Raw genomic sequence first — 14,477 nt, 5'->3', positions numbered from 1 at the left:
CCAAGCATAGTTTAACATTATTTTACTAAGTGATAAATGATTGACTCAAAAGGTCTCAACTTTAATTCAAAATAATGCTCTGAAGAGTCCTCATAATTGGATAAAAGAATGCGTCCCTTATAACTCTCTACGTCAATTTCTTTTGGTAATACAAATGTTGTATCTTTTCCATAAAAATTATTAATGACTAATAGTTTCTCATTCTTTCCATTTCGAATATAGGCAAATATTGCTGAATGATCGTCTAATATTAACTGATAATCTCCATAAGTGACAATATCAAGCTCATGTCTTAAATTAATAAGTGCTTTATAGTGATAAAAAACAGAATTCTTATCTTCTAAGGCCTTTTCGACGTTAATTTCTTTATAGTTATTCGCCACAGGAATCCAAGGGGTGCCGCTCGTAAATCCAGCATTTTTTTGGTCGTTCCATTGAACTGGTGTGCGTGAATTATCCCTCGACTTGCTTTTTAATATTTCTATCACTTCGCTCTTACTTTTCCCATTCTCTTGCAATAACTTATATATATTTAGTGATTCAACATCACGATAATCATCAATAGATTCAAACTTTGGATTTGTCATCCCAATTTCTTCCCCCTGATAAATGTACGGGGTACCTTGCATCATATGAATAGTGGTTGCAAGCATTTTCGCAGATTTTTGGTGATACTCTTCATCATTACCGTAGCGAGATACAATTCGCGGCTGATCATGATTACACCAAAATAGAGCGTTCCATCCTCCACCAATATGCATTTCCACTTGCCAGTTTGAAAGGATTTTCTTTAAAGCTAGAAAATCAAAATCTGCAACTGACCATTTTTCACCGTCAGGGTAATCAACCTTTAGATGGTGAAAATTAAATGTCATGTTTAACTCATTGCTCTCAATATTTGTATACATTATACAATGATCTATAGATGTAGAGGACATTTCTCCGACAGTCATTGCATGATGTTTTGAAAAAGCCTCTTTGTTCATTTCATGTATATATTCATGCACTTTCGGGCCATCTGTATAATACTTTCGTCCGTCACCTGGTGCAACAGAACCATCATCATCTAAAAAACGTTGATCTTTTGAAATAAGATTAATCACATCCAATCGAAAGCCATCTACACCTTTTTCAAACCAAAAATTCATCATTTCATATAGATTTTGACGGACCTTCGCATTATCCCAATTCAAATCAGCTTGAGTTACATCAAAAAGATGTAAGTAATATTGGCCACTCTCTTCATCATATTCCCAAGCAGAGCCTCCAAACTTAGATTGCCAATTGGTTGGTTCTGATCCATCGACCTTCGGATCCTTCCAAATATAAAAATCACGATATGGATTATCTTTAGACTTCTTTGCCTCTTGAAACCAGTTATGCTCGGTTGACGTATGGTTAACAACAATATCCATAATGATTTTGATATCTTTATTATGAGCTTGTTTAACAAGCATATGAAAATCTTCCATTGTTCCAAATTCTTCATGAATATGAAAATAATCACTAATATCATATCCATTATCTTTTTGCGGTGACTTATAGATAGGAGTAAGCCAAATAACATCTACCCCTAATTCCTTTAAATATCCTAGCTTCTCAATAATACCTTGAAGATCTCCAATCCCACTTCCTTGCGTATCATTAAAGCTTTTAGGATAAATTTGATAAACTACAGACTTTTTCCACCAAGGCTCTTTCACATTTCCACCACCAATATTTTTACATACATTTATATAAAAGCTCTTTTCGTATAGATTGTTGTTATTTAACCCGCAGCCTGAATACACTTCGCTTTCCGCGGGTGACCTGTGAGCCTCCTCGCTCGTACCTCGCTGTGGGGTCTCACATTGCTCACTTTCCCTGCAGGAGTCTACGTGTATTCAGGCTGCTCAGTACTTATTTCAAAAACAACAAACTTTTAGAAAACAACCTATATAAAATACTAAAATCAATACATTTGAAAAGTATTTAAGCTTTTTAATTACATTTTACAAGTTATTCTCAAAGGTTACTACTTTGTGGCGTTCCAACACGTATTTTGGTGTTGTTCTGTTTCTTTTGTACCTTACTCCAAGTTAATGTAAGGATAAATGGAACAATGATTGCGATAGCCATTCCTATAAAGAACGGCACCCATTTTTCAGGAACAATGGATAAAAATCCAGGTAATCCTCCAATACCAATAGAAGGTGCAATAACATTATTAATATTAATAAACATACCTGCCAATGAAGCACCTATCATTGCAGAAATAAATGGATATCTAAATCGTAAATTTACTCCAAACATTGCAGGTTCCGTAATTCCTAATGATGCAGACACAGCTGAGGTTAATGATAACCCTTTTAATTTTTCATCTTTTACTATAAACATCATAGCCAACGCAGCTGCACCTTGGGCTATATTAGACATCACTAAAATTGGCCATAAGAATGTGCCGCCAAGTGATGAAATTAATTGTAAATCAACAGGCAAGAAGGTGTGGTGCATTCCGGTTACAACTAGCGGCGCATATATAGCACCATATAATAATCCCCCTATAGCAGGAACAGTATCAAAGATAAAAACAAACACACTAGTGATACCGTTTCCAATTGCAAATGTAATTGGTCCAATGACAATAAAAGACAAGAATCCTGTTACTAACAGAGTTATTGGAGCAACGAGTAATAATTGAAAACCTTCATGAATGTGTTTTCTTAAAAAGATTTCTATTTTTGAAAGTACCCATGTTGCTAGTAAAACTGGTAATACTTGACCTTGATACCCTACTTTTTGAACACTAAATCCGAATAGATCCCATGTTGGTATGCTTCCATCCTTTTGGGCTGCTCCGTAACCCCAGGCATTTAGTAAATCTGGATGGACTAGCATTAATCCAAGGACAATTCCTAACAATGGACTGCCTCCAAACCGTTTTGCAGCTGACCATCCGATTAATCCTGGTAAAAAGACAAACGCTGTATTAGCTATTAAATTAATCATGCTTGCTAACCCAGCCCATTGCGTATAACGTTCAACTAAGGGTTCATCAAAAAAGATACCCTTCCCTGTTAAAACATTATTGATACCCATTAACAAACCTGCTGTGACAATTGCTGGCAAGATTGGAATGAAAATATCAGCTAGTGTTTTAATTGCTCGTTGCAGTGGATTTAAATGTTTTTCAGATGCCTTTTTCACATCATCTTTTGAAGCCTCTCCAATTCCAGTAAGGGCTACCATTTCTTTATACACTTTATCTACTGTCCCTTGACCGATAACCACTTGAAACTGTCCATTTGCTGAGAAAGAACCTTTAACTACATCAACTTCTTCTAATTTAGATTTGTTAACTTTTTTTTCATCAGCTAATGCAAAGCGTAAGCGTGTTACACAATGTGTCGCTGCCTCAATATTGTTTTTTCCACCAACTGCTTCAATAATTTGCTTTACACTGTCTTTTAAATTACTCATCTTCTACCCTCCCGAAGAAATCGTTTACATAAAAAATTAAGCGCTTACTATTGTCCTAATGCTTTTCTCCATTATGCCTCAAACCAAAAATTTGTATATACAAGTTATATCCTTATTATAAATCTTGTATATACATGTAGTCAATATAAAACGTTTTCATTATCAAAAATATTCATTTTTCTTACAACATTATTTTATCAATCTTTTGTTTTGTTTCAGCCAGTATCGCTCATACTAAGAAAATAATGATGTAATGAGGATGTGATCAGCTTTGCTTTCGAGAGAACAACTATTGATACTAAAAAAGCAGTTATTAAACGATAGAAAAGAACTTGAATATCATCTACACGAGCTAAAAAAGGACAGTTTAGAGGAAGGAAACAGCAGGGAAGCTGTTGGGGAGCTGTCTATTTATGATAATCATCCAGCTGATATGGGCTCTGAATTATTTGAGCGAGAGAAGGATATGGCGCTCGATGTACATGCAGATTCTGAATTAGTGAAGATCAAAGACGCTTTAAAAGCAATGGATGCTGGGACATATGGTGTTTGCACTGTTTGTGGTATAGAAATCCCATTTGAAAGATTAGAGGCGCTTCCTTATTCATTGAACTGTAAGGAGCATAGTCCAAAACAGTTTTTACCAAGTGATCGACCTGTCGAAGAAGAAGTGCTTGAACCAGCTCATGGAAACTATTTTCAACATCGACAATTTACAGAATTAACAGACTTAGAAGACAGCTATCAAGAAGTAGCAAGATATGGCACTTCAGAAACACCATCAGATTTAAAAGGGGACTATGAAGATTATAATAGCCTATATAATCAAGGACATGATGATGAAGGCTTTACTGAGGATTATGAAACTTTTGTAGGAACAGATATAACTGGAAAAAATAAAATCATCTTCCCTTCCAAAAAACACGAAGAATATGAAGCACTGCTAAATCAAGAAAATATCGATGCCCCTTTTGGAGATGTTCCTTACAAACAAACAGATGGTTATGTGGATGATAAAAATGAGGAAAGAACAGAAGAGTAAGACAAATGCCTTTACTTCATTTTTTGAAGAATCGCTTATTAAATCGAATATCCATTTACCTGATATACCTTCTGAGACATTAATGAAGCGCCCAGTCTCTTTAAGGGCGCTCGTTTTTTTGAAATTATCTTTTAATATACAAAGTTTTTTGAAACAGGTTTTATTTTCCAAATTTCATCAGCATATTCTTTAATCGTACGATCACTTGAAAAATAACCAGACTCTGCTATATTAACAAGGCTCATATTTAACCACTTGTTTTGATCCCCATACACTTCATTGACACTTTCATGAATCTTCACATAAGAATCAAAATCTCTTAGAACAAAATATTGATCATTTTCTACTAGTAAAGAATCGAAAATTGGTTCAAATTCACTTTCAATTCCAGGGAATAAGCCATATTTTAATTGATTTACAACTTGTTGAATTCGCTTATCAAGATGATAGTACTCCATAGATCGGTAACCGCCATTTTGATAATAATTTAATACCTCTTCAGCATTCATACCGAATATAAAAATATTTTCTAGCCCAACCTTCTCTGCAATTTCAATATTTGCCCCATCAAGTGTTCCAACGGTGACAGCACCATTCATCATAAATTTCATATTCCCAGTCCCTGATGCTTCCTTGCTCGCCGTAGATATTTGCTCACTAACGTCGGCTGCTGGGAAAATTTCTTCTGCTAATGAAACTCGATAATTTTCCATAAAAATTACTTTAAGTCGATCCGATACAGATGGATCATGATTCACCGTTTCTGCAACAGAATTAATAAGCTTGATAATTTTTTTTGCATAGTAATATCCTGGAGAAGCTTTAGCCCCAAAAATAAACGTTCTTGGATATATGTCAAAGTGGGAATCCTCTTTCAATCGATTATATAAATACATAATATGAAGAACATTTAATAACTGACGCTTGTAGGCATGAAGCCTTTTAACTTGAATATCAAAAATAGAATCAGGATCCACCTTAACCCCATTCTTATCCAGAATTCTTTTAGCCAAATGCTGTTTATTTTCTTTTTTAATGGAAGCAAGTTTCTCCATAAAAGATGAATGATTGTGATAAGCTTTTAATTTACTCAATTCAGTGGGCTCATGAATCCACTTCTCACTTATTACTTCTGTTATTAACGAAGTTAATTTTGGATTCGATTTAATCAGCCAACGACGGTGAGTAATTCCGTTTGTCTTATTATTAAATTTTTCAGGATAAAATTGATAAAAATCTTTCATTTCACGGTTCTTTAAGATTTCAGTGTGAATTTTAGCCACTCCATTTACACTAAAGCTTCCCACGAGTGCTAAATGTGCCATTTTTACTTGATCATGTGCGATAATGGCCATATTTTCAATACGTTCCCAATCACCAGGATACTTTTCCCAAAGCTTTTTACAAAAACGTTCATTTATTTCATTAACAATCATAAAAATTCTTGGTAGAAGAGGTTGAAAAATTCGAACTGCCCATTTTTCTAATGCTTCTGATAATGTTGTATGATTTGTATAGGATATCGTTTGAGTTGTGATCGTCCACGCCTCTTCCCATTCAAGGCCTTCTTCGTCCATTAATACCCTCATTAATTCTGGAATAGCTAATACAGGGTGTGTATCATTTATATGAATACTGATATGTTCATGAAAATCTAGCAAACTATTATGCTGTTTTTTATACGCTCTTACAATGGAATGTATGCTTGCAGACACTAAAAAATATTGTTGTTTTAAGCGCAAAATTTTCCCATCATCGTGGGTATCATCTGGGTATAGAAACTCAGACACTACTTCTGTTTCTCTTTTATATTTTAAAATGTCTTTATGAATAGGAAATGGAGCGGGTTCAGCACTCCATAGTCTTAATGTATTTACAGTATCTGTTTGATAACCGACAACAGGAACATCATAAGGAACAGCTGTAATCATTTCGGCAAAAACATGGCGGAAAACGAGACGCCCATTTTCTTCTGAGCTCTCGACTTTCCCCCAAAACGGTACATCTATTGATAAGTCTTGCTTTCTTACTTCCCATACATTCCCGTGACGAAGCCATTGTTCTGGCAATTCAATTTGATACCCATCCACAATTTTTTGTTCAAACAACCCGTGTTTATAGCGAATCCCATGTCCATGCCCTGGAAGATTTAATGAAGCTAATGAATCCAAAAAACAAGCAGCAAGGCGACCGAGTCCACCGTTTCCAAGCCCTGCATCAGCTTCCACTTCATCGATATCTGATAACTTAATTCCAAGCTCATTAAAACCGGTCTCAACAATTTTTTCAATTCCTAGATTAATCAAATTATGCCTTAATAAACGGCCTAATAAAAATTCGATGGAGAGGTAATATACTTGCTTTTCTTTTCCAATTCGATAAGTTTCATTCGTATTAATCCAATTCTTACTGACATATTCACGAATCATATTTCCAAGAGTATGGAAATGATCAATATTTGTGCTTTCTTTAAAGCTTTTTCCGTACATCATCTCAAGCTTTTTTAAAAAATGTTTTTTAAATTCTTCATTATTCGAAAACATGACTCTCACTCCTTGAGATGAGTTCTGCGTAGAGTTGATTATACTTAAAGGCAGATTGAGCCCAGCTGCAATCCGATGACATAGCAGTCTTTAAAATCTTGTTCCAAATATCCTTGTGATAATAATAGGAAATCGCTCGTCTAATCGTATACAACAAGTCATGAGCATTAAAATTAGTAAAGCTAAATCCATTCCCCTCGCCAGTCATTTCATTATATGAAAATACTGTGTCGTTTAGCCCACCTGTTTCTCTTACGATCGGAATAGAACCGTACTTTAAAGCAATCATTTGTCCTAAACCACAAGGCTCAAATTTTGAGGGCATAAGGAATAAATCACTTCCTGCATATATTTGATGCGCCAAACCTTCATCAAAACCAATATACGATTTACACTTATTTGAATATAAATACTCCATATAGATAAAGAAATGCTCAAATTCAATATCTCCAGTTCCAAGAATGATCACTTGAACGTCCTCGGTCATCAATTCATGGAATACACGCTTAACGAGGTCAAGCCCCTTCTGACTCGTTAAGCGTGTAATCATTGTTATTAGAGGTACATCTAATGGCTCCAATCCGAATTGCTCTTGGATTCTCCTTTTATTTTCAAGCTTTTTATCTAATTCATTTTTTGAATATTTTTGTCCAATAAATAGATCCGTCTCAGGATTATAAATATCTTCATCTATTCCATTTAAAATACCCGTGACATCATTCGAACGCTTTATTAAAAGCTGATTTAATTTTTCACCGAAATAGTCGGTTTGAATTTCATTTCGATAGGTAGGGCTGACCGTTGTAATTTTATCAGCAGATACTAAAGCTCCTTTCATAAAATTAATATTCCCGTAAAATTCTAATTGCTCTATATTGAAATACCGATCATCCAAATTCAATAAATCGCCTAATGCCCCCTTCGGCATGATTCCTTGAAATTGTAAATTGTGTATAGTAAACACAGTTTTAATCAAACTGTATTGCTCTCTATTTTGATACTCCACTTTTAACAAAAATGGGATCATCCCACTATGCCAATCGTGGCAATGAATAACATCTGGAAAATAATTTAATTTTTCTAAACTATCTAATACCGCTCGGTTAAAATAGGAGAATCTTTCTCCATCGTCCATGTAACCATATAATTGATCGCGCTTGAAATAGTACTCATTATCGATAAAGTAGAAAGTTATTCCATCATATTCAAGCTCTTCAATTCCGCAATATTGATGTCTCCAACCAACTTGAACCGTAAAGTCCACTCTTTTAACCATTTTATTCTTTATTTCTTCTTTAATCGTGCCATATTTAGGTAAAATAATTCTGACATCTGTCCCTAGCTTTAATAACTCTTTTGGCAGTGCACCTGCAACATCAGCTAAACCTCCTGACTTTACAAATGGTACACATTCTGAAACTGCAAACAAGACTTTCACGAATTCATCAACGCTCCCTGGACTGTGCCTTTACGAATCACAAATGGTAATTTTTCAGTGCCTTCGATCGAAGTTCCCGCTTCCACTCTTACATCTTTATCTAAAATAACCGATTCAAGTGTACTGTTATCTCCAATCTGCCATTTTTGCATAATAATGCAATTTTTAATTGACACACCTTTTCCAATTTTAACAGCACGAGAAATTATGCTATTCTCTACTTTTCCTTCGATTACGCATCCATTTGCAATCATCGAATTCCGTACATTAGCTCCTTTTAAATAATGGGTAGGTGGTTCATCCTTTACTTTTGTATATATTGGTTGTTCTTTTAAAAATAAAGAACTCCAAATTTCAGGTTTAAGAAACTCCATACTAGCAGCAAAATAATTTTCGATTGAATTAATCATTACTGCATAATCAGAATGCTCATAAACACAAATTTTATAATTATGATGAATGTCGCTTACGACATCTCTCATGCAGCTGTAACCTGTTTTTTCCATTGTTTTAACTAAATTGATGAGAAGAGAAGTTTTAAGGATATAGATTTCTAATGACTGACCTCTTTGTTGGATTTCTGTAATATCGCAGCCAGATTGAATATGCTGCTCTAAAACCGGTCTAAAATCCATATTAAAGACAGTATAGCAATTTGCAATTAACGTGTATTCCTGTGCACCTCTGTAAAAATAATCTAGATTTGCCGCGAAATTATTAAACGACCCGATACCTTTACTAAATCCATCAAGGATAGGAGAAGGAAAAAAGAATAAACCATCTCTTTTTCTGTCTAAATCCCAGTTCTTCCCTGAACCTAAGTGATCCATTAGTGAGCGATATTGAAACTTTGGAAAAATGGCCACACTTTCAATCCCAGAATTCACCATATTAGATAGTACAAAATCAATCAAACGATATCTGCCACCGATTGGGATTGCAGCAAGAGAGCGCTGGACAATCAATTCCTCTAAATGATCATAATAAGTAGTTGCATCAATGACACCTAGTATTCTCTTATTCAATAAAATACCCTCCCATCCATCTATTTATCCTATTTTTTATTGAATCGCTTGAATCATGTCTTCTGTTACCAAAATAATTTCATCTTTACTGTAATCTCCTTTAATGACTGTACCAGCTGGGATTTTTATATTAGAAGGCACAATGGCTCTTTCAATATACGAATTTTTACCAATAACGGCTCCAGGCATAATAACTGATTCACGAATAACAGCTCCTTTATCAACTGTTACTCCTTGAAATACAACTGATTTTTCAAGAATCCCTTCAATGACACAACCTTCATTGATTAAAGAATCAGTTACCTCAGCATCGGCAGAAATAAATTGAGGTGGGTGATTAGGGTTCACTGAATAAATACGCCAAGTATGATCAAATAGATCTAACCCTTCACTATTTTCTAATAGATCCATATTTGCTTCCCATAGACTTTTGACAGTACCTACATCTTTCCAGTATCCACTAAAAGGATAAGCATATGCCTTTTTACCTTCATTTATAAGCATGGGAAGAATATCTTTTCCAAAATCATGGGATGAATTTGGGTCTGTACTATCTTTTAGTAAAGAATCGACTAGAACTTTATAGTTAAATATATAAATGCCCATTGAGGCTAAATTATTTTTCGGTTTCTTTGGCTTTTCATCAAATTCGACAATTCTTAAATCACGATCCGTATTCATAATGCCGAATCGACTAGCTTCACTCCAAGGGACTTCTTTCACTGAAATCGTTATATCCGATCCCTTTTGAATATGATAGTCGAGCATTAATTCATAATTCATTTTGTAAATATGATCTCCTGATAGAATCAATACATATTCAGGACTAAATTGTGTCAAGTAGTTTAGATTTTGATAGATTGCACTTGCCGTTCCCGTATACCATTTCACTTCTGATGATTCGCTATACGGAGGAAGAACTGTTACTCCACCATTTCTTCTATCTAAATCCCATGCACTCCCGATCCCAATATAAGAGTTTAATACTAATGGTTGATATTGTGTAAGTACCCCAACCGTTTCAATACCAGAATTAGTGCAATTACTTAAAGTGAAATCGATAATTCTATACTTTCCACCAAATGGAACAGCAGGTTTAGCCAAATTCTCTGTTAAGGAATGTAATCTACTTCCTTTACCTCCTGCTAGCAGCATTGCTACACAACTTTTTTTAATCATGCCCTTTTCTCTCCTTTCGATGCTTTACTGGTCTAAAAATAGAAATACCATATGGAGGAATGGATACTTTTATAGAATAAGGTCTTCCATGGAAGGTAGAGTGTTTCGCTTTTACAGGTCTTTTATTAATTACATCACTTCCACCAAATTGTTCTCCATCACTATTCATTACTTCCCTATATGTACCTTCCTTAGGAACTCCTATCTGATAGTCGTGGTAGGCGCGGTAAGTAAAATTGCAAATAACGATTAGGAAATCATCTTCTTTTTTCCCTTTTCGAATAAAAGAGAATATGGATTGCTCCGTATTATTTACATCAATCCATTCAAAACCTTCATAATGATGATCTAGTTCAAATAAAGGCTTTGATCGCTTATAAAATTTAATTAATTCTATAACATATGCATTTGCATTTTGATGCATGTCATACTCTAATAAATTCCAATCTAACTGTTCTTTATCTTTCCATTCTGAAAACTGTGCAAGCTCAAAGCCCATAAAAAGTAATTTTTTTCCTGGATGCGCTATCATAAAGCCAAGTAATAATCTAAATTGAGCGAATTTCTGCCAATAGTCTCCTGGCATTTTATTCAATAGAGATTTCTTCCCATGAACAACTTCATCATGTGATAGAGGTAAAACAAAATTTTCGCTAAATGCATATAAAAGAGAAAATGTAACTTTATGATGAACATTTGAACGGTCATCTGGGTAAGTTTCCATATATTCAAGGAAATCATTCATCCAGCCCATGTTCCACTTATAATTAAATCCTAATCCACCTCCATGAACCGGCGCTGTAACCTGAGGCCAATCGGTTGAATCTTCAGCAATCATTAAGATATGTGGATCGTGTTGAAAAACAACTTTGTTTAATTTTTTTAAAAACTCTGTTCCAAAATCATTTTTTCTATCGGAATTCGGCCAATAGATAATATTTGATACAGCATCAATTCGAAAGCCATCTATATGAAAGTATTCCATCCAAAATAGAGCGTTTGAAATGAGAAAGCTTTGAACCTCTGTTTTGCCAAGATCAAAATTAGCTGTTCCCCAAATTGGATTTTCTCGATCTTGCTCTGTCTCATATTCAAATAAATAGCCTCCATCAAATCGATATAACCCATGACTATCCTTACAATAATGACCTGGAACCCAGTCTAAGATAACCCCAATACCATTTTGATGACATTGATCAACAAAATACATAAAACCCTTAGGATCTCCGTATCTGCTAGTAGCTGAATAATAACCTGTTCCTTGATAACCCCAAGAAATATCAAGGGGATGCTCTATAATCGGAAGAATCTCAAGATGAGTAAATCCATGCTCTACTACATAAGGGATTAATTCATCTGCTAGCTCATGATAATTATAGAGACTTCCATCTTCCTTTAGCTTCCATGAACCTAAATGTACTTCGTAAATGATCATCGGATCAGAATAAATATCTCTCTTTTCTTTCCTTTTTCTCCAGGAATGATCATTCCATTCATATCCATCTAATGAATACACAATAGATGCAGTATTTGGTCTTACTTCAGATAAGAAAGCATAAGGATCTGCCTTTAAAAGGATCTCACCAGTCGTGGAAATGATTTCATACTTATAAACGGAACCTAATAAATTTTCATCTAATCGGATCATCCAGATTCCTTGACTGTTCAGCTTACTTAAAGGATAATCTGTCCCATTCCAATGATTAAAATCCCCTACTAGATTCACTTGTTTTGCATTAGGAGCCCATACACAAAATCTCGTGAAAGCTCTTTCATTTTCGTATTCCACATGCGACCCGAGCATTTTGTAACTCTCAAACAAATTTCCTTCATGAAATAAATGTAATTGAAAATCAGTTGGAAGTATTTCTTTCACAGTCATCCTACTCTCTCTTCTTTTTCTACTATATATATTTAAATTCTAGTATCATTAAAAAAATCCTTTATTTATAAACTTAAAATTTTTGACAATTTTCTTGGTAGAAACGAATAAAAAATAAGGATTTTTATAGAAGTTATCATGGAATTTGTGTTCTTTCTACAAATTTCGTCTTAATAAGCACGACTTATGACGGAAAAAATATAAGAAAGAAAAAGAAAAAAATTTTGTAGAAGGAGCTAAGCTAGAGAGGAAAGAAAATATACAAAAAACTTGTTTAAGATGCTAAAATCAAAGGCAATTATACCTAATGACGAATTTAATACGTTTATAAACTAGTTTATGAAAGAATGATTTTAAGAGAGGATTTGCTTGTGACCTAAAGCCTTTGAAGCTGGATGTTGGCAATTTCCACCTTCGTTTCTTTAAAGCTTTGAGTTGTGTGTCTTATTGACTGATAATGTAGAATATGCTAATTAAAATGATTATTTCCTGGACAATAAAAAATGTCGAGAATTAATCTCGACATTTTCTGTAGATATCATGTATGACCCGTACGGGATTCGAACCCGTGTTACCGCCGTGAAAGGGCGGTGTCTTAACCGCTTGACCAACGGGCCTAAATGGCGGAGAAGGAGGGATTTGAACCCTCGCGCCGGTTACCCGACCTACACCCTTAGCAGGGGCGCCTCTTCAGCCACTTGAGTACTTCTCCATATGGCTCCGCAGGTAGGATTCGAACCTACGACCGTTCGGTTAACAGCCGAATGCTCTACCACTGAGCTACTGCGGAAAATATAATATTTCTTACTAAATTTCGATTATCTTTGCCGAATGTCCTCATCTCAGAAGGCTAATGCAAGATGCTGCTCGATGAGTACAACCCGCAGTGAAAAACATAGAAGCTATGCTTGTTGCTCTACCACTGAGCTACTTTACTTTGGAATGGTGGGCCTAAATGGACTCGAACCATCGACCTCACGCTTATCAGGCGTGCGCTCTAACCAGCTGAGCTATAGGCCCATTTTTGGAGCGGGTGATGGGAATCGAACCCACGACATCAGCTTGGAAGGCTGAGGTTTTACCATTAAACTACACCCGCGTTTTATAAAATTATATTATGGGGCGACTAATGGGAATCGAACCCACGAATGTCGGAGCCACAATCCGATGCGTTAACCACTTCGCCATAGCCGCCATAATAATAAGCTATAACGGAATTAAAAGGTGGCTCAGGACGGAATCGAACCGCCGACACAAGGATTTTCAGTCCTTTGCTCTACCGACTGAGCTACTGAGCCATCATAATATTCTTTTCCCTAAACTTAATTTACAGCTTGTCCTTTGCTCAAAAGATCTCTCGATCTTTCTCGCAGATTGCCGCAGAAGCTTATTCAGGAAGTGAGCAATCTGCTCTACCGACTGAGCTACTGAGCCATAATATCATAGCTTTTTAAAGTAAAACTTAATGGCGGTCCCGACGGGAATCGAACCCGCGATCTCCTGCGTGACAGGCAGGCATGTTAACCGCTACACCACGGGACCTTAATTGCGGAGGCAGGATTTGAACCTGCGACCTTCGGGTTATGAGCCCGACGAGCTACCAGACTGCTCCACCCCGCGACGATAATAATGAATAATTTTCCATGCTCCATTTTTGCAATTTGACTGTATCAATCTCAGGTAGCTTATTCAAGATGCTGCTCGATTGATACAACTCGCAGTTTATTCGTGAAGCCTTGCTCGTTGCTCCACCCCGCGATAATAATATAATAATTATTTTTTTATACTCCAATTTTACAAATGCTCATTTTTCACAACAAAATAGATTTGGTAAAAATGGCGGAGGAAGAGGGATTCGAACCCCCGCGCGGTTTAACCCGCCTGTCGGTTTTCAAGACCGATCCCTTCA

Annotated in this window: 8 protein-coding genes and 9 tRNA genes; 1 reads left to right on the top strand and 16 read right to left on the bottom strand. The window is 35.5% G+C overall.

Features of this window, described 5'->3' with window-relative positions; translation table 11 throughout:
- Nucleotides 1-17 precede the first annotated feature (17 nt).
- Nucleotides 18-1,703: an alpha,alpha-phosphotrehalase gene (gene treC, locus FDO66_RS16330; RefSeq protein WP_141433725.1), complete on the bottom strand. Its 1,686-nt coding sequence runs from the start codon at nt 1,701-1,703 to the stop codon at nt 18-20.
- Nucleotides 1,704-2,004: 301 nt separating this feature from the next.
- Nucleotides 2,005-3,459 carry a PTS system trehalose-specific EIIBC component gene (gene treP, locus FDO66_RS16325; protein WP_141433724.1) on the bottom strand — a complete coding sequence of 485 codons (1,455 nt, stop codon included), beginning with the start codon at nt 3,457-3,459 and terminating at the stop codon, nt 2,005-2,007.
- 271 nt (nt 3,460-3,730) lie between these two features.
- On the opposite strand from treP, the gene FDO66_RS16320 reads away from it, so the two are divergent.
- Entirely contained in the window at nt 3,731-4,501 is a 771-nt protein-coding gene (locus tag FDO66_RS16320; RefSeq protein WP_141433723.1) for a TraR/DksA C4-type zinc finger protein, read from the top strand.
- Nucleotides 4,502-4,632: 131 nt separating this feature from the next.
- Here the strand turns inward: FDO66_RS16320 and FDO66_RS16315 are convergent, their stop codons facing one another.
- From FDO66_RS16315 to FDO66_RS16250, 14 genes are all read right to left on the bottom strand, one after another.
- A complete protein-coding gene (locus FDO66_RS16315; RefSeq protein WP_141433722.1) occupies nt 4,633-7,044 on the bottom strand; it encodes a glycogen/starch/alpha-glucan phosphorylase in 2,412 nt (803 codons plus the stop codon).
- Nucleotides 7,031-8,482 (bottom strand): glycogen synthase GlgA, encoded by a 1,452-nt coding sequence (gene glgA / locus FDO66_RS16310; protein ID WP_141433721.1) that lies wholly within the window; start codon nt 8,480-8,482, stop codon nt 7,031-7,033. Before glgA ends, FDO66_RS16315 begins: the two co-directional genes overlap by 14 nt.
- Nucleotides 8,479-9,507, bottom strand: a complete 1,029-nt coding sequence (locus tag FDO66_RS16305; protein ID WP_141433720.1) for a GlgC family sugar phosphate nucleotidyltransferase — start codon at nt 9,505-9,507, stop codon at nt 8,479-8,481. Before FDO66_RS16305 ends, glgA begins: the two co-directional genes overlap by 4 nt.
- A gap of 36 nt (nt 9,508-9,543) precedes the next feature.
- Nucleotides 9,544-10,686 carry a glucose-1-phosphate adenylyltransferase gene (locus tag FDO66_RS16300; RefSeq protein WP_141433719.1) on the bottom strand — a complete coding sequence of 381 codons (1,143 nt, stop codon included), beginning with the start codon at nt 10,684-10,686 and terminating at the stop codon, nt 9,544-9,546.
- Nucleotides 10,679-12,568, bottom strand: a complete 1,890-nt coding sequence (glgB, locus tag FDO66_RS16295) for a 1,4-alpha-glucan branching enzyme (RefSeq protein ID WP_141433718.1) — start codon at nt 12,566-12,568, stop codon at nt 10,679-10,681. The genes FDO66_RS16300 and glgB overlap by 8 nt, the downstream gene beginning before the upstream one ends.
- A 545-nt stretch (nt 12,569-13,113) precedes the next feature.
- Nucleotides 13,114-13,185: transfer RNA gene (locus FDO66_RS16290), tRNA-Glu, on the bottom strand.
- Between the two features lie 4 nt (nt 13,186-13,189).
- Nucleotides 13,190-13,280 (bottom strand) — tRNA-Ser (locus FDO66_RS16285).
- Between the two features lie 3 nt (nt 13,281-13,283).
- A tRNA-Asn gene (locus FDO66_RS16280) sits at nt 13,284-13,358 on the bottom strand.
- A 153-nt stretch (nt 13,359-13,511) separates the two neighbouring features.
- Nucleotides 13,512-13,588 (bottom strand) — tRNA-Ile (locus FDO66_RS16275).
- A 5-nt stretch (nt 13,589-13,593) separates the two neighbouring features.
- Nucleotides 13,594-13,667: transfer RNA gene (locus FDO66_RS16270), tRNA-Gly, on the bottom strand.
- A gap of 19 nt (nt 13,668-13,686) precedes the next feature.
- Nucleotides 13,687-13,762, bottom strand: a tRNA-His gene (locus FDO66_RS16265).
- Nucleotides 13,763-13,793: 31 nt separating this feature from the next.
- Nucleotides 13,794-13,866: transfer RNA gene (locus FDO66_RS16260), tRNA-Phe, on the bottom strand.
- A gap of 168 nt (nt 13,867-14,034) precedes the next feature.
- Nucleotides 14,035-14,110 (bottom strand) — tRNA-Asp (locus FDO66_RS16255).
- 4 nt (nt 14,111-14,114) lie between these two features.
- Nucleotides 14,115-14,188, bottom strand: a tRNA-Met gene (locus tag FDO66_RS16250).
- Nucleotides 14,189-14,477 lie beyond the last annotated feature (289 nt).

Origin of the sequence: Bacillus sp. 03113 (genome assembly GCF_006546985.1) — a bacterium.
Taxonomy (GTDB): domain Bacteria; phylum Bacillota; class Bacilli; order Bacillales; family Cytobacillaceae; genus VATK01.
Note: the sequence above shows the minus strand (reverse complement) of the source record. Positions and strands in the feature narration are given on the sequence as shown.

What these genes read in the sequence shown, in the direction of transcription:
- treP (WP_141433724.1), bottom strand. Translation starts at nt 3,459, where the DNA reads ATGAGTAATTTAAAAGACAGTGTAAAGCAAATTATTGAAGCAGTTGGT.
- FDO66_RS16315 (WP_141433722.1), bottom strand. Translation starts at nt 7,044, where the DNA reads ATGTTTTCGAATAATGAAGAATTTAAAAAACATTTTTTAAAAAAGCTT.
- FDO66_RS16300 (WP_141433719.1), bottom strand. Translation starts at nt 10,686, where the DNA reads ATGATTAAAAAAAGTTGTGTAGCAATGCTGCTAGCAGGAGGTAAAGGA.
- glgB (WP_141433718.1), bottom strand. Translation starts at nt 12,568, where the DNA reads ATGACTGTGAAAGAAATACTTCCAACTGATTTTCAATTACATTTATTT.